Annotated in this window: 21 protein-coding genes and 1 pseudogene; 20 read left to right on the forward strand and 2 right to left on the reverse strand. The window is 51.2% G+C overall.

Annotated features, from left to right (window positions below):
* Positions 1-80: 80 nt before the first annotated feature.
* The 5 genes and pseudogenes from ABWQ15_RS12195 to ABWQ15_RS12215 all read left to right on the forward strand — a co-directional run bounded on the left by ABWQ15_RS12195 (position 81) and on the right by ABWQ15_RS12215 (position 4,050).
* On the forward strand, positions 81-776 hold the full coding sequence (locus tag ABWQ15_RS12195) for a hypothetical protein (protein ID WP_353909052.1): 696 nt from the start codon (positions 81-83) through the stop codon (positions 774-776).
* A gap of 96 nt (positions 777-872) precedes the next feature.
* Complete coding sequence (locus tag ABWQ15_RS12200) at positions 873-2,546, forward strand: DUF8193 domain-containing protein (RefSeq protein ID WP_353909053.1); 1,674 nt, start codon at positions 873-875, stop codon at positions 2,544-2,546.
* 14 nt (positions 2,547-2,560) lie between these two features.
* A complete protein-coding gene (locus ABWQ15_RS12205; RefSeq protein WP_353909054.1) occupies positions 2,561-3,226 on the forward strand; it encodes a hypothetical protein in 666 nt (221 codons plus the stop codon).
* Positions 3,220-3,543 (forward strand): annotated as a pseudogene (locus ABWQ15_RS12210) (single-stranded DNA-binding protein); the annotation flags it as partial. The gene ABWQ15_RS12205 and the pseudogene ABWQ15_RS12210, both read left to right, overlap by 7 nt.
* Before the next feature lie 126 nt (positions 3,544-3,669).
* Positions 3,670-4,050 carry a hypothetical protein gene (locus tag ABWQ15_RS12215; RefSeq protein ID WP_353909055.1) on the forward strand — a complete coding sequence of 127 codons (381 nt, stop codon included), beginning with the start codon at positions 3,670-3,672 and terminating at the stop codon, positions 4,048-4,050.
* Here the strand turns inward: ABWQ15_RS12215 and ABWQ15_RS12220 are convergent.
* Positions 4,023-4,757: a hypothetical protein gene (locus ABWQ15_RS12220; RefSeq protein ID WP_353909056.1), complete on the reverse strand. Its 735-nt coding sequence runs from the start codon at positions 4,755-4,757 to the stop codon at positions 4,023-4,025. The two genes, ABWQ15_RS12215 and ABWQ15_RS12220, sit on opposite strands and share 28 nt — an antisense overlap.
* 132 nt (positions 4,758-4,889) lie before the next feature.
* Between ABWQ15_RS12220 and ABWQ15_RS12225 the strand changes: the two genes are divergently transcribed.
* Genes ABWQ15_RS12225 through ABWQ15_RS12295 form a run of 15 tightly spaced genes read left to right on the forward strand, consistent with a single transcriptional unit; the run spans position 4,890 to position 18,095 of the window.
* The gene (locus ABWQ15_RS12225) at positions 4,890-5,348 is read left to right on the forward strand and encodes a hypothetical protein (protein WP_353909057.1); all 459 of its coding nucleotides are present in this window, start codon (positions 4,890-4,892) and stop codon (positions 5,346-5,348) included.
* Positions 5,323-6,816, forward strand: coding sequence for a VirD4-like conjugal transfer protein, CD1115 family (locus tag ABWQ15_RS12230; protein ID WP_353909058.1), 1,494 nt, complete (start codon positions 5,323-5,325; stop codon positions 6,814-6,816). Before ABWQ15_RS12225 ends, ABWQ15_RS12230 begins: the two co-directional genes overlap by 26 nt.
* Before the next feature lies 1 nt (position 6,817).
* Complete coding sequence (locus tag ABWQ15_RS12235; protein WP_353909059.1) at positions 6,818-7,156, forward strand: hypothetical protein; 339 nt, start codon at positions 6,818-6,820, stop codon at positions 7,154-7,156.
* 32 nt (positions 7,157-7,188) lie between these two features.
* A complete protein-coding gene (locus tag ABWQ15_RS12240; RefSeq protein WP_353909060.1) occupies positions 7,189-8,103 on the forward strand; it encodes a conjugal transfer protein TrbL family protein in 915 nt (304 codons plus the stop codon).
* 9 nt (positions 8,104-8,112) lie between these two features.
* Positions 8,113-8,337, forward strand: a complete 225-nt coding sequence (locus ABWQ15_RS12245) for a mercury transporter (RefSeq protein ID WP_353909061.1) — start codon at positions 8,113-8,115, stop codon at positions 8,335-8,337.
* Positions 8,338-8,352: 15 nt separating this feature from the next.
* On the forward strand, positions 8,353-8,697 hold the full coding sequence (locus ABWQ15_RS12250) for a hypothetical protein (RefSeq protein ID WP_353909062.1): 345 nt from the start codon (positions 8,353-8,355) through the stop codon (positions 8,695-8,697).
* Positions 8,669-11,071: a VirB4 family type IV secretion system protein gene (locus tag ABWQ15_RS12255; RefSeq protein ID WP_353909063.1), complete on the forward strand. Its 2,403-nt coding sequence runs from the start codon at positions 8,669-8,671 to the stop codon at positions 11,069-11,071. Before ABWQ15_RS12250 ends, ABWQ15_RS12255 begins: the two co-directional genes overlap by 29 nt.
* Positions 11,068-11,673 (forward strand): M23 family metallopeptidase, encoded by a 606-nt coding sequence (locus ABWQ15_RS12260; protein ID WP_353909064.1) that lies wholly within the window; start codon positions 11,068-11,070, stop codon positions 11,671-11,673. The genes ABWQ15_RS12255 and ABWQ15_RS12260 overlap by 4 nt, the downstream gene beginning before the upstream one ends.
* Before the next feature lie 9 nt (positions 11,674-11,682).
* Positions 11,683-12,747 carry a hypothetical protein gene (locus ABWQ15_RS12265; RefSeq protein ID WP_353909065.1) on the forward strand — a complete coding sequence of 355 codons (1,065 nt, stop codon included), beginning with the start codon at positions 11,683-11,685 and terminating at the stop codon, positions 12,745-12,747.
* Between the two features lie 17 nt (positions 12,748-12,764).
* Positions 12,765-13,163 carry a prepilin peptidase gene (locus ABWQ15_RS12270; protein ID WP_353909066.1) on the forward strand — a complete coding sequence of 133 codons (399 nt, stop codon included), beginning with the start codon at positions 12,765-12,767 and terminating at the stop codon, positions 13,161-13,163.
* Positions 13,164-13,165: 2 nt separating this feature from the next.
* Complete coding sequence (cpaB, locus tag ABWQ15_RS12275) at positions 13,166-14,110, forward strand: Flp pilus assembly protein CpaB (protein WP_353909067.1); 945 nt, start codon at positions 13,166-13,168, stop codon at positions 14,108-14,110.
* 11 nt (positions 14,111-14,121) lie between these two features.
* Positions 14,122-14,910 carry a hypothetical protein gene (locus tag ABWQ15_RS12280; RefSeq protein ID WP_353909068.1) on the forward strand — a complete coding sequence of 263 codons (789 nt, stop codon included), beginning with the start codon at positions 14,122-14,124 and terminating at the stop codon, positions 14,908-14,910.
* Positions 14,882-16,267 carry an ATPase, T2SS/T4P/T4SS family gene (locus ABWQ15_RS12285; protein ID WP_353909069.1) on the forward strand — a complete coding sequence of 462 codons (1,386 nt, stop codon included), beginning with the start codon at positions 14,882-14,884 and terminating at the stop codon, positions 16,265-16,267. Before ABWQ15_RS12280 ends, ABWQ15_RS12285 begins: the two co-directional genes overlap by 29 nt.
* Entirely contained in the window at positions 16,254-17,219 is a 966-nt protein-coding gene (locus ABWQ15_RS12290) for a type II secretion system F family protein (RefSeq protein ID WP_353909070.1), read from the forward strand. Before ABWQ15_RS12285 ends, ABWQ15_RS12290 begins: the two co-directional genes overlap by 14 nt.
* 15 nt (positions 17,220-17,234) lie before the next feature.
* A complete protein-coding gene (locus tag ABWQ15_RS12295; protein ID WP_353909071.1) occupies positions 17,235-18,095 on the forward strand; it encodes a hypothetical protein in 861 nt (286 codons plus the stop codon).
* Positions 18,096-18,249: 154 nt separating this feature from the next.
* Here the strand turns inward: ABWQ15_RS12295 and ABWQ15_RS12300 are convergent, their stop codons facing one another.
* The gene (locus tag ABWQ15_RS12300; protein ID WP_353909072.1) at positions 18,250-19,458 is read right to left on the reverse strand and encodes an IS110 family RNA-guided transposase; all 1,209 of its coding nucleotides are present in this window, start codon (positions 19,456-19,458) and stop codon (positions 18,250-18,252) included.
* Between the last annotated feature and the right edge of the window lie 167 nt (positions 19,459-19,625).

Consider the following 19,625-nt stretch of genomic DNA (forward strand, 5'->3'; position numbering starts at 1 on the left):
GACTTTGTATTGCATTTTAGCTGCGCTTGTGCTATCATGTAATTAGAAGTAGAATACACTTTTTTAAGGAGGTATTTGAAATGAAAGAGACTCTGAAAAAGAACTGGAAAGGCATTACCGCCACAGTGGTGGCGTTTGGCGCTGTATTCGGCGCAATTTACTATGTGAACAACGTCTATCTCCCCGACAAGCGGCAGGCAGCGGTTGAGCAGCTGGCCGCAGACGAAGCCGCCGAATCGGTGACGCCTAAGGAATACAATTTCGACATCAACACAACCCAACCCACGGCACTCTCCTCCGGCACCGACACGAACCCCGCCGATGACAGCATCAAGGTTACCACGGATGCCGACGGCACGGTGACCATCGACCGCACCTGGGATGCCGAACCCGGCGAGCTGGACACTTCCACAGCGGCACCCAACGCGCCCACAGCCAATATCGGCAGCGGCGGCGGGAAGATTACCGGCACGGATGGAGCCTATCACGGAGAGCAGCCCGCCGCCACAACGCCCAGCACCAGCGGTGCGACCACTAAACCTTCTACCGACACTTCCGATAATACCACCACGAAGCCTTCAGACAGCTCCACCAAACCCAGTACACCCTCTAAGCCAAGTAGTGATACACCGCAGGTGGGTGATACGAGAACTGAGAATGGTCAAAAGCAGGTATACGTCGATGGATTTGGATGGGTTATGGATGCTAGTGGTGGAGCTTCCGACTACATCGAGATGGGGCCTGACACTGGCAATTATGTCGGTGAAATGGGCTAAGTGCTTCCCGGCCATGCAGCACAATTGAATTATCCGTGAAACTCCTTGCGTACCAATGGACGCAGGGAGTTTTCTTTTTGGAAAGGGTGAGAATATTTGCAGAAAAAACGCATTCTGGCAGGCCTACTGACGACGGTAATGGCACTATCCCTGCTGCTCGTACCGGTATTGGCGGGTGTGGGTGATGGAAATATTGACGGTGGCGGCGGCAGCGGGGACGGCGGTGGGGGTATGGGCAATGGAACCAACCAGAATTATTGGAACAACGAAGACGGCTGCCGAATCACTGTTCTAAAGGACGGCCAAAAGATTTACCAGATGGACTGGAGTAATAAGCCGGAATCAAGTGTAAAGTCGGCCTTTATCAAAAAAAGTAAGTTAGACTATCTCCATGGTGCGAGCCTAACCTACACGACCACGCAATATACCAGCACCGTCGTTCCCAGAAAGATGCCCACCATCGTAGGCGGTGCAGGCGGTAATAACATTGACGCCATAAAGCGATACTTTACGGAGGAGAATTGCATCAGATCCATATCGGGCGGTATCGGCGTCCCCTACGACGAACTGACTGGTGGGCATTACAAGTTACTTTTGGAACCCATCGCCTACTTCACGTTTAAAGGTGTGAAATGGGCCATGACGGCCACGGAGGCCGCCGAGTATGACGTGCTGATCAGCGGTCAACTCCGGGCGTGGATGAAGTCACTGACACACCAGAACCTTCCGCTGTCCATGTTCCTGGAGAAGACCGACACGGAGCTGAGCCTGGAGAAATGGACAGGCGCAAAATCCGGAAAGCAAACCGATGCCGACATCATTCATTACCTGGGCATGGGCATTGTGTCCTTCAAAGCAGTACCACCTGTAACGCCAGCAACCTACGATTATGAGTTCCGCACGGACACGGATGTAATTGTAAGCTTCCCGGTCTCTTCTTCGGCGGAAATCAACCCGTCCAATCATGCCTATGTGACGCTGGACATCGGTGGCCAAACATACCGTAAATCTTTTATTTGCCCAGCGGGCGGAACGCAACTCATCTGGATACGCTGGCATACGCCCAGCGAACCACAGCAGCTAACCGCTACGGCCACCGGTGCGGGCAATCCCGTGACGCTAAACATCAACGTGGTGAAGTTGGAAGAAAAAACGCCGCCAGATCCCACCTACTATGACCGTAGCGACGGTTTCACACCTTCCCCGGTACCGGACTACGGAAACAACACCTCAACCACGTGGGGTGAGTGGTACGCCCGCTGGATTCAGGTTACTGCCACTTACGGCTACTGGTACTTCTATTACGTGACCTATGAAGCGTCGTTGGTAGTACAAGACTATACAATGAAGCCGGATGAGCGGTGCAAGACATCTTACCAAATTGGAAATGGTCAAACCACCATGAAGTCCGGTTACGGTGTGGAGGTCAGTGTAGAGCCGCTGGTGCAATATGGGAGCGGTGTTGCGGATTACGATATTACGCCGATCCAAAACGCCGTGGCTACTTTCCCCGAATTTGGCTACCAGAAGTATGACCGGCTGCTGGAGAAGGTGGACGCGCGGAACTGGATGTTCAAACAGAACCCATTTTCCTACTACTCCAACCGTATCCACTATATTCCACTCTGGTACCCAGATGGAGATTACACGGTGCCGGTGTGCGTATTCGATGCATGGACTCCCGGTGGACAGCTCTATGCTACCGTCAGTGACACTCTGAATATCTTTGGGGATGCGCTGGACGATTGGTACATTCATGTAACTGATTAAAAGGGGTGATTTTGTTGAGTGTAAAAAACGCGGTGGACTACTACAATTCCTGCGACATTCAGGTAGGGGATATTGTCATCATCGACGATTCTCGTCCGCAGAGCTGCGAAAACGGCAGAATTGTGGAGCCTTATACCCGGCTGCGCATCCGGGCGTTGGAGGTTGCACCCTACAGCACTTGTGGGGAGGTACGCGCGCAACTGGAAACGGAGCACGAGTCAATCCCGTTGGCGCAGGCCGTCAACCTGCTGAATATGCATGAGCAACCTATGCTGCAAAAAGCGGGGGATTGGCTGAAGGCAACAGAGACGTCGTATGGACTTGCTCAAAAAAAGAGCAAAGTGTATGGAAAGTTGAATCCTAAACAGTTCGTCAGCCTAGTCATTTCCTCCTGTATTTTGTTTCTGATTGTTGCAATTTGCTTCGTAATGCGGATGGAAAATGCAAGTGTACTGGCATCCTCCGATAGTGGATTAAGAATTGTCCTTGGGTCGGTGGTAGGAGCGGTAGCGGGAACAATAATTGCCGGCGTATTGATTCCTAAAATCAACGCTATGGATGACGCTCGGAAACAGGCAGCAGATTTAGAAGAGCAACTCCATCTGTATCGGCTGGCAAATCCGGATTGCACGGATGTTATAGCAATTGATTCCGTAAAAGGAGGACAAGAAGCATGCTGAATCGCATTGTACTAATGGGCCGCTTAACCCGTGACCCGGAGCTGCGCCGTACCGGCAGCGGTACCGCCGTGACATCCTTCTCTCTTGCTGTTGACCGGGACTTTAAGTCTCAGGAGGGCGAGAAAGAAACGGATTTTATTGACATCGTCGCGTGGCGGGCCACAGCGGAATTCGTCAGTAAATACTTTAAGAAAGGCCGCATGGCTGTAGTGGAAGGCCGCTTGCAGCTTCGTGACTGGACGGACAAAGACGGCGTCAAGCACCGATCCGCCGAGGTTGTGGCCGACAACGTGTATTTCGGAGATTCTAAACGCGACGACGGCGCACTTTCTGTTGCTGTCGGCCCGGATGAAAGTGAAGAAGTTTCTTCCTGATACAAAGGAAATGACAGAACGCATGGCCTGTCCCAATTGGGATAGGCCATGTTATTTAGGAGAGGCTATATGAAACATGAACTTCGCGGCGCACTGGCGCTATTAATTGTTGGAATAACAGTTCTCGCTTTTTGTTATCTGTTTAGAAAGTTAGCAGGATACGTGAGCTGGAAACAACGGGCAGTAAGTCTGCTTCTCGGTGCTTTTCTTATTGCTGTAGAAACGGCTGCTATGTACGTCTTTTGGATTAGAAATTGGCCTTCATATGAAATTAATCAACTTTTGGTGAACTTAATTGGTAGTGCAATAGTAATTCTTCTCATTCCGCTGGGAAACCGTATTTTTAATCCAGACTACAAAAGCGGTTCATTTGCGTACATTTCTATTGGCACTCAGCTACTCGCTTCGGCTTGTATACTTGCTCATTTCACACTTGTTGAATTTAGATAATCAACGATTAACGGTATAAACATGGAAAAGAGCGCAAGTAAGATAATAAGCAGTGGGAGCCACCAAATATTCAAAAGCGTTTTAAAAACCTTCGGCATATGCCATTTCCGCCAGTTTATAAGTGCATTCAGAAAAAATACCATATCAATGCATACGATTGCTAGACCTGCTACACATAGCGCAATAATTGTTGATGCTTGACAAAATGCCGCAACAGACAATACAGACTCCTCAGAAGCGAGAAGCGCTGTTAGACTAGTTTCATACCAGCTCATTGCCAAACTATAGACAGCCACGTAGAATGCTGGTATGCACAAATACAGTACGCTATGCCAAGGCCGTTTGGCTGGTATGATGCTTCTCATACCAATGCATAGCAGAATAATATTTATCACAGAGCAGACAGCCACAAGCACCAAAACAAATGGCAGAAACGGTTCGAGTTTTGATCCAATTATTATAAAAACAATTACTCCTAAAAAAAGTACCCAAAATCCATCAGACGTACTCGTGGAGTTGCTTTGGGAAGGAGCGAAATTGTTATTCTGGACGTATTGATTATAGGTGTAGTTGTTCTGCGAGACATTGTTAATAATGTCTGCAGACTCATGCACGTATGTTTGATTGTCATTTTTTTTGCACAAAGCTACTATACCTACAATTGCAGAAATAACAGTGGCTGCTAACATTATCCCATTGTAAAGCATGATGGTTTCCTCCGTTAACGTGTATAATCTATTTCTTGCATTATATCGTATACCACATTTTTGAGCAAATCAACAGAGAGCGCCCATCTCACACGAGATGGGCGCTTTTCTCATGAAAGGGGTGATTCAATAATGAAAAAAAGGCTCATAGCCGGCGGCCTTGCACTGCTGCTTTTCCTCTGGCTTTCTTTGGCGATTTCCAGCAATTTCGGGCTGCTCCTAGCCAGGCAAATGAAAAGATGTTCGCTGCGTACATTCAAAATGCTGGCAGTGCTTGCTGCAGATCCGCGTAGCGTTAAGCTGTTTCTTCTGCTGGCAGTCGGCAGTGTCCTGCTTGTGCTTTGGATGCTGTTCGGCAACAGTTATCTCAACTACAAATCGGATATGTATGAGGTGGTTCCTGGCTTCAGCATTCCCCGCCCTGCAGGTCAGGGACAGCACGGCACGGCGTGGTTCATGCCGCAAAAAAAGTTCGCAGACGCCTTTGCATCTGCGGAAGTGGAAGAAACGCTCCCACTGCCGCCGGAACTGACGGAACGATACCAAAAAGAAAGGAGGGATATCCATGCAGCAGACGACAAAGCTGGCTGATCTCAAACGAGGCGGTCTGGTTGTCGGGCAGACCAAAGACAGACGCTGCATCTACTACACGCCAGAGGATACCCACAGCCTGATTATCGGAGCCACCCGTTCTGGTAAAACGCGGCATTTGGTACTACCCTCTATTGGCCTAACTGCGCTGGCCGGCGAGAGCATGGTGCTAGTGGACATGAAAGGAGAGCTCTACACAGCTGCCCGGTATTTTTTGGAGAGCCTCGGCTACGAGGTCATTGCCATTGATTTTCTCAATCCGCAGTATTCCAATCGCTATAATTTCCTTCAGCCCGTCATCGATGCGCTGAACCAGGGGGAGCAGGCCAAGGCCGCAACCAGGGCGAGAGACATGGCCACCATGTTGGTGCCGGCAAACCAAACCAACGAACGGATCTGGGTGGATGGCGAACGTGCAATACTGACCATGGCCAGCCTGATCTGCACCTACGACAATGTGCAGAATCCACAGTATCAGAATCTAGCCAACGTACAGCAGTTTATTACGAATATGTGCAAACCCATCGGAGCATTCGGAATGCTGCCATTAAACCTGTATCTTGAAATGCTGCCGGACGACCACCCGGCCAAGTTGTCCATGGGTATCTCTCAGATCGCACCTTCCAAAATGCGGGGCAGCTTCTACACAGCCGCCCTCACTACGCTGGATGTCTTCACCGATCCGCTTATTCACTCCATGACGGCCTCCACGGATTTTGACCCAGAGCTGACGGGTGTGCGGAAACGGGCCATCTTCCTGATTCTGCCGGATTGGAAAAAAACCTATCACGATCTGGCGGCTTTGTTTATTTACCAGCAGTATCAGCTGTTGGCAGAGTACAGCACCCGGCACGGCGGGCGGCTTCCCCGGCGCGTCCACTTCTTCTGCGATGAGTTCGGTAACTTCGTCAAAATTCCGGATTTTGATACGCTGATGACGGTATCTGGAGGACGCGGCATCCGCTGGCATTTGTTCTTGCAGAACCTGGAGCAGCTGGACGAAAAGTACGGTGACAAGGTGGGCAAGACCATCCGCTCCAATGCGGAGACGTGGGTCTATCTCCGCTCCAATAGTAGAGATACCCGCAAAGAAATCTCCGATATTCTTGATAGTTATACTGTGAAAAGTCCCAGCATTTCCGGCTCCAGCAATGGGCAAAGCTCCGCTAGCTACAACTATACTGGCAGGGAGCTAATGAAACCCGATGAAATGCACAAGCACATAAAGCGGCCCTATCAGCTAGTGCTGACGCCAAACGGCCCGGCAATCATGTATGCTCCGGATTTGTCGCAAACCATATGGAACGCTGCGTTTGGTATGGGCGGAGAGGATTACAACAGAGATTTGACCATGCTCCGCGACAGAGATCGGACAGAACATGACGGAACCGTTGCCTATTGGGGGATCTGGAACCAATACATCGCAGAAATCAAAGCTATAGACGCAGCAAATATGAATCGAGGGTAAAATGATGAAGAATCAAAAAAAGAAATGGAACACAGCGAAACGTGTTTTTCTCGCTCTTGTAATGCTTGCGCTTTTCATCGTGCCGGCGTCTGCCGGAGGTCTGGCAGACAGCACAGTTGGGGTCGGTCTCAAAAATTTGCTAAACGATACGTTTTCCTTACTCATAATTCTCTGTCCCATAGCGGCTGCCTTGTCAGCTGCCTATTTTTTCATTCGCCGTTCTATGGCCGATGAGCAGGACGGCAAGCTCTGGGAAAAGCGTATTAAGGTCGCCCTAGGCTGTGGCGTTGGTGGAACTCTGGTGTCCGCCATCATAACCACATTAACCTCCTACTTTTAAAATGAATTTAAACCAGAAAGGGGGTTGTGAGCATGGACGTGCTTTCCTCACTGCTAGGCGGTGAGAGCCTACTTGATATTTTCAGTAAAACTATCAACGGCTGGTTCGGCAATCTGGTAACATCTGCTTTTGAAAAGTTTGACGAACTGATGGTTGGACTTCTCACCGGTGTATTTCATTTTGAAGATCTGATTGCTTCAGCCGCGACGACCGTACTTACCAAAGAGAGTATTCGCAGCGTCTACATCTTCATCTATTTGCTGATTGTCAGCCTGATCGTGTTGAAGTTTATGTTCAAGGGATTTCAGATCTACATTCTCTGGCGGGACGGAGATGCAGACGCCAGTCCACGGGATATGCTGGTGGGCGCGATAGAATCCGGAGCTGTTACCGTGTGCTTTCCATACCTGTACGAAAAGGCGACAAACGTTTTCATCTACATAGCGGAAGGGATCATGGGACGGCTGGGCGTTTCGCTGGGCTTCGATGGAAGCACAACGCAGCTACTGCAAAAAGTAATTTTGGGTGCAGTCACAGAGGATGTCTTAACGATCATTTTTCTTCTAATCTTTGCAATTGCCGTTTTTGTCCTCTGGATACGTCTCATTGGACGGGGCTTTGAAATTTTGGTATTGCGCATTGGTGTCCCGTTTGCGTCTCTTGGCCTGCTTGACAGTGATATGGGTGCGTTTAAAGGCTACATGCAGGTTTTTACCAAAACAGGGTTTACAGCAATTATTCAGGTCAACGCCATGGCGCTTGCGCTGCGGGTTGCGTGTACATTTCAGTTTATCAACATCCTGTTTGCAATCGGAATTATGATTGCCGCTTTTGGCGTACCAAGTATCATGCAGCAGTTCCTGGCAGCCAGCAATCCCGGAGGCGGTCTTACCCAGAAGGCCTACTCTGCCGGCATGGTAATCCGGACACTGAAAGGGCTTGCGTGAGGTACCAGCATGGATGATATTCTTAGTGTTATTGTACTGTTTCAAATACTTATCCCCATTGGCGGCGGAATGCGGATTGTGGCCTGCCTGATTTACATGTCTGCCGCTGAAGATCCTACATCCTATAAAAACCGCATTCGCAACGTCTTGATTTTTATTGTGCTGTCTGAGTGCATTGGCAGCATTTTACACGTTGTTCTGGGCTATTTTGGAGGAACCGTTATTCCAACATGAAGGAGGAATTAAACTATGAAAAAATTGCCTGTTCCCGAAAATATCTCGCTACGCTGGGAGCTGTTTCGCGGATTTGGTATGCCGGAGCTCATCCGCACGACCATCATCACCGGCATTGTTTTGGCTGGGAGTATCCTGTTTTGCCTTTTCAGTACGTGGCCGGGCAAGCCGATGGCAGCCACGCTGGCCGTAATCCTCACCATTTTCATCTGTGTCAATTTCTATATAAAAATGGACAACAATCAGTCCATTTACACGTTTCTGAAACGTGGGCAGCGCTACCACAAAGAGCAGCAGACGTTTTGGTATAAGAGAGAGGAGAGAATACAGTATGTTTCATCAGAGAGCAAAACCCGATAGAAAGTTACTGACAGCACAAGAATTTCTCAATGTGGAGGATATTGCCGACGGCATTCTCTACAGCCGGGACGGGTATCTGTTTGGGTACCTGTCCGTCCGAGCCGGTGACAATCAGCTGCTCTCCAATGAAGAGCGGATTGCACTAGCACAAAATCTTACCAGTGCGGTCTCCACTGGGAACAACGAACCGTTCCAGATCCTGTCCATTCCCCGAACGGTGGATACCATGAACATGATCGAATACATGGCGGAGAAGCGCAGAGAAACACATGAGGACGCCAAGCTGCGCCTGATTAACGGAGAGATCTCCGCTTTGCAGGAGATGGCTCGCGAGGGGACCAAGGAGCCGATGATTGCCATCAAGTGCTGGGAAAAGGCCAGCCGTGGTTCGGATACTATTCTCAAAAAACGGCTAAAGGAGTTACGCGCGAAACTCATCGAGTACCAGGTATCTGTGGAACTCATGACCGATCAGGAGATTACCTATTTATGCAAGGTCTTCGCCGACCTGACCACCTATCAGGATTCCTCCGATGAGATTTACGAGGACATTCCACTGCTTCCTCAGAAAAAACGTTTTTTAACCACTAGAAGCGCAGAGAGCGGCGATAGCGCCGCTCTCCGGGATCTGTTGACGCCTATGGGCGGTATCAGCTTCGGCGTCTCCAAAGTCACCATCGGGCCAGTGGTAGGTCGAATTTATGGCGCTATGCGGTTCCCCTCTGAGCTGGACTACGCCTGGGCCGTGGACTTAATGAATAACAGCGACTGCGTTACCTCCATTACCTACTATCCTGGCAACACGGCAGAGCTGGGCGATGCGCTGGCCCGCAGCATTAAGACGGCAGACCGAGATGCGGCATCGGAGACGAACCCACGACGCAGAAAACACTTTAACAAGCAAGCCGTAGACGCTGACCAACTGATTGAAGAAATGGACTTCAAAAACGCGCCCATCGGCCATGTGGCAATTCTTGCTATGCCATTCTCTGACCGGGAGGACAAGTTGGAGGACATCTGCCGATCAGTGAGCAATCGGTTTGCAAAAAAACGAATCAGTCTGAAGCCTCTTGGTAATTTGCAAAAGGACGGCTACAAACATCTCTCCCCATACCATCCCCCGCAGCCGCTGGTGGAGGATGTCTTAAAACGGATCTTCCCGCTGGAGTCCTTGATGGGTGGGTTCCCAATGATTGTCAGCCTGTACCGAGACGACCATGGCAACTACTTTGCCCGGATGATGGACGGGAGTGTCATGGCGCTGAACCTGCTCATGAGAGGTCACGACCGTACAAATAGCAACATGGTCATTACCGGCGCTCCTGGGCAGGGAAAATCAACAGCCCTAAAACACCTTCTGATGACCATGTATATGAACGGTGTGAAGATCATCGCCATCGACCCCGAGCGGGAGTTCCGCGACCTTTGTCGAAATCTAAACGGTACATGGCTGGATGTAGGTGGTGGTACGGCTAAAATAAACCCGTTTCAAATCCACCCTGTTCCCCTAGACGATGAAGATGAAGAAAATCCTCTGTACAACGCTAATGACAATGCCATGGCGCTGCATATTCACACACTGGATGTGTTTTTCAAGTTGTACAAGCCCGATCTCACCGACATACAGCGGGCAGTTCTGAAAAAGGCGCTGGTTGAGGTTTATCGGGAGAAAGAAATTACATGGGAAACAGATATTTCCACACTTCATCCGAAGGACTTTCCGCTTGCTGAAGATGTCTACCGATATCTAAAGACACAGGAAGATCAACGCAGTCAGGAACTGGCGACACTGCTGTACGACATGGCCGAGGGTGCAGACAGCTTTCTCTGGAACGGTTCTACCAACGTAGACCTGTCCAATGATTTTATTGTCATGGACACCAACCGTCTGATGAATAGCTCCAACGAAGTGAAACGCGCACAGTATTTCAATAACCTGACCCTTTGCTGGCAAATCATGTCTCAAGACCGGTCACAGCCGGTTGTCTTGATTGCAGACGAGGGCCACATTTTATTCGATCCAGAAATTCCTCAGACATCTATGTATCTGCGAAACATTTCAAAGCGTTCCAGAAAATACGAATCGGCTCTCTGGCTGGTTACGCACTCTCTTGTCGATCTGCTAAACGAAAAAGTGAAGCTGTATGGGCAGACAATTCTGGATTGCGCTACATACAAAATCTTCTTTGGTACGGACGGCAAAAATCTGGAGGAAACGACTGATTTGTTTCATTTGACCGACTCAGAAAAGAACATTCTGCTGTCCCAGCAACGCGGTAAAGCCTTACTGATGTTGGGGCGGCAGCATATCCATGTGGATTTTGATATTCCGCCTTATAAGCTGGAGCTGATGGGCGAGGGCGGCGGACGATGAACGCGCTGGCCGCTGTCAGGCTGGCGGCAACCGTACTGGACACCGCTCAGGACAGAAAACAATCTCATCGAACGCTTTTTATCAGTATTTTGGCCGGCTGCTTTGCCGGTCTTTTTTTAATTCTCTCTTTTATCCCCATCTTGACTTGCCTGCTCCTGCAAGGCAGTACAGACGCGACGGTGCCGCCAGAGAACTTAGTTATTTCAGATTCCGGATTCTGTTGGCCAACACCCGGATATACGACGATTACATCCCCCTACGGCTACCGCATCCACCCCATTACCGGCGAATTGAAATTCCATTCCGGTGTGGATATTGGCGCAAAAGGCGGTTCGCCCATCGTGGCCGTGGCAGACGGAACGGTGACGATTTCTGTCTATAGCAGTTCCTATGGCAACTACGTGGAGATTAACCACGGGCATGGTCTCCGGACGCGCTATGCGCATATGTCAAAAAGGCTATGCAAAGTGGGCGATACCGTAACTCAGGGTGAGACGATTGGATTAGTCGGCTCCACCGGCAATTCCACCGGCAACCACTGCCATTTTGAAGTGCGGATTAACGGAGTGACCTATGACCCCATGCAATACTTTTCAAAATAGGAGGTTTTCATGAAAGCACTTTACTATCTGGCCCACGAAGAAGATCTACAGCGCTTTGATACTCTGTTCAATGAGCTGGACGTGTTGGCCACCGCAATTCCCATTGAGAAAGTACCGTCCCTGACGGCCTTTGTCATGAAAGAGAAGCCCATTGTCCAGCAGGACTACATTCTGTTGGATGTATCTGACATGGACTGGACACCCGCTCATATCCTCTCTGCGGTTCAGCAGCTGCGGCGTTTTTCCTCTGCGCAGCTTGTATTTCTGGGAAAACCGGAAGACGAGACGGTGGAGCTTTTTGGAACGCTGGCCAGCGTCCACCATGTAAGCCATCTCATCATGCAGCGCCCAGGAGCGGACGTGGAAGCGGAGCTGCGAAGCTGTCTCACAGATAGCCCACAGCTTCCACGAAAGCTGCAAGCCATTCAAGAACAGATGGTACATACAGCAGCGCGCACCGTTTCTCCGCTGCATATTCCAGATGGGCTAATAATCCAAGTAGCGGTAGCCGGTACCATGCCCCGGTGCGGCGTCACCATGCAGTCTATTGCTCTGTATCACTATCTAAAGTCCCTTGGCTGGCATCCTGCCGTTTGGGACAAATGCGGTCGGACGCTGCCGCTGTTACAGACAATTGAAGAAAAATTCTGTACGGAGACAGAATCCGCCGTGGTTGTCCACGGCGTTCCTTTTTGCAAAGAGAAGACATCTCAGTTCAACGCCTATGTGCTGGATTATGGGATGCTGACGCCGGAAAACGCGGCGCATTTTTGCATGGCGGATCTCAGCGTATTAGTGGGCTGCACAAAACCGTGGGAATTGCCGGCCTTTGCCAGCGCGCTGAAAGAGTTTTTGTCCCACCCGTGCCAGAGCCTGATCACACTGGCCAGTTTTTCTACGCAGGAGGATCTGGATCGGCTGAGCAAATACTTCGGAGCGAAAAACGGCCTCGCACCGTATCAACCAAATCCATGGGAACCTCCAGAGATGCAGGCTTACGCGAAGCTGTTGCTGCCGGAGCTGAAGGGGATCTGCGGGGAACCGCACCCGGAGCCGGAATGCGAGGTTGGATAATGGGGATTTGCGGCTTTTTGAGCTTTTTTCCTCTCTCGTTTGCCGCGCTGTGGGACTTCCGGCATCGCATCATCCCGGACTGGACGGTGTTCCTGATCTTCAGTTGCGCTGCGCTTAATTTTGCGATAGGCCAGACCGCTTTGCTGCCGTGTGCCATCGGCATGGCTGCCATCGGTGTTCCCCTCTGGCTGACGGCAGCTAAAGGCGGCGGTATCGGGGGCGGCGACGTGAAACTGTGCGCTGCGCTGGGAGCCTTGCTGGGACTTGAAAAGATGCTGTTTCTACTGATACTGGCGTTGTTGAGCCTCACCGCAAGCGGCAAGCTGAAAAAGGAAAGAAGTCTTCCCTTTGCCCCATACGTCTGGGGCGCTTTTTATATCCTACTGATGGCAGAAATAATTCAAAGGAGTTGCTGAACTTGATTTTTGTAAAGAAATCCACCAAAGAGCTGGTTCATGGTGAAGCAAAGGAGAAAAAGGAAAAGCCAGAAAAAATCTGGAAGATTGGAAACAGTGGACAAGAAAGAGAGAAAAAAGAACGTCCTCACAATGACCGACCCCCCATCTTCCGGACAAAGGTCTTCTGGGGCGTGGTCAGTATGCTTTTGGGTTTGACCATCGCATTTGTAGGTGTCCCTATGCTTCAGGCATCTGTGACGGAAACGAAACAGACTGTATGCTTTGCCCAGGACGTGAAGGCTGGAACCAAGGTAACCGAGGAGCTACTGACCACAACGGATATGTCACTCTACCATCTGCCCATCGGCGCGGTTCATGACCCGCAGACCGCAATTGGACAGTATGTCAAAACGGACGCAGTTGCCGGCGACATCGTCACCACGCCCCGGCTCAGCACAGATTATCCTGGCCTTGATCCACAGCTGGCGAAGCTACCAGACGGAATGGTGGCTATCTCCATTTCTCTGCCGGATCTCGCGCAGAGCGTGTCCGGCAAGCTCCGCCAAGGCGATATTATTCAGCTTTTCGCGGTGGAGGATAACAACAGCTTTACGGCGGTCGCACCTCCGGAGCTGCAATATGTAGAGGTTCTGGCTGCCACCTATGTGGATGGCTCGGACGTACAGGATAACCAGAACGCAACAGAAGGCGAATCCGGGGAAGACGATACGCTGTCTACCGTGACGCTGCTGGCAAACGAGGAACAAGCGGCTTGCCTTGCCGGTCTGGAGCACAATGCTACGCTTCACGCCGCCCTGGTCGTACGTGGAGATGACGCCGCGAAGGCAGCCGCTCTGGAGGCGCAGGCCAACTACTTCGCCGCGCCGGATGCTTCGGCGGATACAGCAAAAACAGATAACGCCGCGCAGACATCAACACCCGCTGCCGCGCAGAACAACGGTTAAGGAGGGAACGTATGTTTTTAATTGCATCCTGGGGTAGCAGCGGAGCTGGGAAGACCACGTTGTCCATAGCGGTGGCTTCCGCGCTGGCTCAGAGGAAAAAGGATGTGCTCATTTTATCCTCGGAAATGTGGACACCGGAGCTGCCGGTGCTGCTGCCCACCGTCACTGGCTTGACGGGAAACAACTCCATCGGGCCGATCCTGACCACAACGGAGCTTACGGAGGCGTCGTTAAAGGATCGTATGATCCGGCACCCGAAATCCAGCCACATCTTTTGCATGGGGCTGGTTTCGGGAGAGACGGCGGCGTTCACCTACGGTCCACCTACCCGGAGCGCCGCTATCAGCCTGTTCCAGTTGCTGGGGCAGACGCCGTTCCACTATGTCATTGTGGATTGCGACTCCAATCCTCTGTACGACCAGACCACGCTGGCCGCACTGGAATATACACAGCTAGGGCTGATGACGCTGACACCGGACACGAAAGGCTATGAGTTCCGCAAGGCGCAGCTAGGCTGGCTGGGCAACAGCGACGTTTTTCATACAGACAGGTTTATAAAGATCGCAAACCCCGTCTTTTCCCACACGCCTATAAAAGAAGCTCAGGCGCTATTTGGCGGCTTTGATTATACACTACCCTTTGCAACACAGGTGGCAGAGAAAATGATGGCGGGCGAATTGCTCACAAGTTTTAATACCACACCCGGCGTGGTGTTTGAGCGGTCCGTCAGCCGCTTGGCAGATCAAATAGAAATAGAGGAGGAAAAAGTTCATGCAGGAAACAGCAGTAAAAACACTTGATGGTCTGGAAGAGATCGTCAGCGGCATCTTCTCCCCTCTGGGGAAGCTCCCTTACAAGCAGGTGTTACCCAAAGTGCAGAGCGAGGTGGCTCGGAGCTTGTCACGAAAAGTGGAGGAGTTGACGGAAACTGAGCTGAAAAGCATCATCTCCCGGTATCTCCGAGATCATCAGATCAAATGCGATCTGACGAACTCCGCCTCTGAACTGACGAATTACATCTATCATGATATGGCCGGTCTGAGCTTCATTTCCCGCGAGAATTTATTCGATCAGGACGGATTTGAGGAGCTGGACATCAACTCCTGGGACGATGTGGAAATTAACATCCGGGGCAAGCGGCAAAAAACAGTTTACCAGTTTCTCAGTCCCCAGCACGCAGCAGACATTATGCTGCGCATCCTGCGCAAGACGGAGACGCCCTTTGACGTGGCTGTTCCCGGCGCGACTGCGGATATTGGCAGCGGTATCCGCATCGCGGTACTGCGCGCACCGCTGGTGGACGAAGATGTATCCGTATGTGCATCCATCCGAAAAGTGGATATGACGGCGGTTTCAAGATTTCTTCTGGTTGGCGCGACCCTGACCGAGCAGATGATGACCTTTCTGGAGCTGTGCCTGACCCACGGCGTATCCATTGCTTTCTCCGGAGAGACCGGTGCGGGAAAGACTTCCCTAGCCGGATGCCTGCTTAACTACGCCGCTCAGTCGTTGCGGATCTACACCATTGAGGAGGGCAGCCGGGAGTGGGACTTTGTTCAACGCGATGAGAACGGAAAGGTAACCAACTCCGTCATCCATACCCGCACCCGTCCCAACGAAAAAGACCCCTCTCAGAACTTCGGTCAGGAGGAACTGGTCAAATACGCACTGCGTTTCAATCCAGACATCATCGCGCCGGGTGAGATCCGCGGTCGTGAAGCGTTTGAGGTAATGGGCGTTTCCAACACCGGCCACACCACTATGACCACAGTCCACTCCAACGGGACGCTGGATACGCCGGAGCGCATCATCACATTGGCAAAAAAAGCCTACGATATGACGGATACCACCCTGTTTGCCATGTGCGCCAGAGCCTTTCCCATTTTGGTACATATGGAGAAGAACGCAGACCAGCAGCGCCGCGTAACGGAGATCCGCGAGGTGACGGGCTGCGTACACGGAGAGATTCAATCTCACCTCCTGTTTAATTTTGACATCCAGGACAACATCTACGACGGGGATACCTGCGTTCGGACAGAGGGAGCCTTTCTTCAGCTGGCGCCGATTTCTCAGGAGCTCGCCAAGCGGATGCTGAAAAAGGGCGCGCGGCGCAGCGAGCTTCAGCAATTTCTGGAGGTGGAGCATGGACGCCCGTAACACGCTGGTTCTGATCCTGATTATAACGGGTGGCTTGCTGCTAACAAACGCCCGGTTGCCTCACTTCAGTATCCGTGGAAAAGCGAAAGAACTGGCGGCGCAAGTTGAAGCAGCGTCACAAAAGAAGAAAAAGCATAAGGAAACCGCGCGGGAGTATGTGGAGCGTATTGACGGCCATCCACATGAGAACTTTGCGCGAAAATCCTACCGGGAAGCAAAAACCGTCTACGACACCATTGGTCAGTCCGACCGGTATCAACGTGCTTTGCGAATCTCTCTGTTTACCGGAGCCTTAGGGGCGGTGGCCGGACTACTCTTGAGAAATCTACCGTTGGCCGTGGTGCTGGCTGTTGGTCTGTACTTTCTTCCTCTCTGGTTATCCCAATTCACGCTATTTCGGTACCAGCGGTTTGTAAGTCAAGAGTTAGAAACATCCCTGTCCCTCATTACAACCTCCTACAACCGCAACAATGACATTTTGGCAGCAATCGAAGAAAATTTGAATGCCATCAGCGAGCCGGTACGTACCGTGTTCACAGCGTTTTGCAACGGTTTGCGTTATGTGGATGCCAATGCGCCGGCCGCGATTGAGCGCATGAAGGGACAGTTGGATAATCCTCAGTTCCATGAGTGGTGCGACATCCTGATTTTATGCCAGGACAACCATCTGCTGCAGGCGGCCTTGCAGCCGGTGGTGAATAAGTTTGCTATCCTGAAGGCGCAGCAGGATGCCAACGAAACCCGCATGATGCTGCCGATGAAATACGCCATAGGCATGGCGTCACTACTCACCGGTTTTTGCCCTTTGCTGCGGATCTTAAATCAGGACTGGTATGGGAATCTCATGCACACGGTATTTGGGCAGATGTCTCTTGCCTTTGCTGCGATCACGGTATTTGTTTCACTCAACAAGGCAATATCGCTGTCCCGGCCCATTTCTTATGACGTATAAAAGGAGGAATGTCCTATGGAGTGGCTGGCAGCCATTCTAATCACGACGGGTGCGTTTTGTGTGTTTACGGCACGATTTCCCGGTATCTACGCGCCGGCACGGAAAGCGCTGCGCTTCCGTGCACCGAAAGCACTGACCCAATCTCAGGTACTGCAAAATCAACTAGCGGAGAAGATAGAACCCATGTTGGAACTCGACCCAATTAAACGATCCCAGACGGAGGCACTTCTACGCAATCTGGGACACACAGAAAGCCCAGAACTGTTCCACGCGCAGGCGTTGGCTGGCAGCATTTTTGCCAGTGCACTGTGCGTGGTATTTTTATTGTTCTCCGTGCCGCTGGGTGTGGCCGACATGGTGCTGGTGGGTTTCGGATATTACAGCAAGCGGCGTAAGACACTGGAAAAAGAATTAGCCAGGAAACGGGCGGCCATTGAGCGGGAGCTACCTCAGTTTGCCGCAACAATCCGACAAAGCCTCGGCACTACCCGAGATGTCGTTTCTATCCTTACCTCCTATCGCCGTGTTTGTGGACAGACGCTGGCCGGGGAGATCGATAAGACGCTCAACGACATCATAACCGGCAACGCAGAGCAGGCTATTCGAGCACTGGAAAGCCGTGTGGCTTCTCCCAAGCTGGGACAGCTGACCCGTGGGCTACTGGCTGTGCTGCGGGGCGATGACCAGCGAATGTACTTCGATGTCCTGGCTGAAGAGTACCGCAAGTCTCAAGATGAAGAAGTGGATCGAGAACTGCTTCATCGCCCCCAAAAGCTGTATCCCTACATGGGGCTGATGTTTAGCGGCTTTATCCTCATGCTTATCGCGTCCCTCGGTGCAGAGATTCTCACTCAAATCCATCAATTCTTCGGTTAGTTCTAAATCTTGGATCTATTTTCAAATTAAGACCTGCTAACAAAAGTCAAGTAGAAAATTCAAAGTAAAGTCTCATCCCCAAAGGGCAAGCCATCTAAGCCGTTAGGCATCTCGAAAATTGAGATGACGGCCATCCAGAGGACAGGAACGAGGTTTAGGCTGTCTCTAAAGAATCCAGGTACGCCTTAACCGAGGCATAGTATATGCGCAGGAACTTGTTTGCGGAAGCCATCATGTAGACTTTGTAGGGCTTGCCCTCAGCGCGCTTTTTATTCATGAACTGGTAGACTGGTTCATCAGGGGGCGAGTTCTGGAGGATCACACTCATCACCAGAAAGAGTGTCCTTCGCAGGGAGGATGAGCCGCGCTTGGAAATACTGCGGCTGCGGATATCTACAGTGCCAGACTGGTAAGGGGGAGCGTCAATACCGGCAAAAGCGACCAGCGCTTTCTTGGCGTGAAATCGGCGGACATCGCCAATTTCTGCCATGAGCTGAGGACCGAGGGCGGGGCCAACGCCAAACATCCGCATCACGATCGGGTATTCGGGCAGGGCTGCGGCCAAGGTCTGCATCTCCTGTCGGAGTGTGGCAAGAGCAGTGGTGGTCGTTCGTAGCTGGGAAACAGCTTGTTCGACCAGAATCTTTGCGGTGTTGGTTTCCGGCATGACCCCCAAATGACCGCAAGCGGAGGCGTAAATATACCGTGCCTTTTCCTCGCTGAAATTGTAGCCGTGTTTCCTGCACCACTTTTGGTATTTGACCGTAAAGGCTCTTTCGGAGATCCCACTAATGCAAGCGCAATGCCAGAAGGTATCCACAAAGTCTACCCACTTCTCACTGCCATCGGCGCGAGGCGGACTGGTAAAAAGACGGTTCGCATCTGGGAAGGCAGTATCCAGCAAAGAAATCAGATTATTTTTGAACATGGTTTGTACTTTGGAATACTGCCGGTACTGCCGGTAGCAGTTCTTCAGCATGAGCCGGGTGTCTTCCTCCGGGACGTACTTCGGAAGCGAAAGCCAGTGGTCAAGACCGTAGTTGGCCAACTTCACAGCGTCCTTCCTGTCGGTTTTGGCTCGCCTTAAACTGTTGTTTCCGTAGTCGTGCACCAGCATTGCGTTGACTATGGACACATAAAACCCTGCATCGTGGAGAAGCCAAGCCACTGGCACATGGTAATTGCCCGTAGCTTCCATCACTACACGGGTCTCACCGTCCAGGCTTTTGAGCAGCCTTGCCAGCTTGCTCAGTTCACTGGCGGTGTGACGCACTTCAAAAGGTGAGACTACCACTTCTCCAAATGGCCGCATGACTGAAATCATGCTCTTTCCCTTGGAGACATCAATGCCAACAGAGTTCATTTACATTCCTCCAATACAAAGAATCCGCAACCGGAACCCATCTTTTTTCTCATTGCCGATTCAATCTATTGCGTGACACGAACTCCCCGGCATCCCGGTAGGCTCAACCTGCTTAAATCGAACGCTACAACAAGAGGATGGCTGACAGTCTTAATTTCGGACATGGA

The organism is Oscillibacter sp., from assembly GCF_040505565.1.
Taxonomy (GTDB): domain Bacteria; phylum Bacillota; class Clostridia; order Oscillospirales; family Oscillospiraceae; genus Oscillibacter.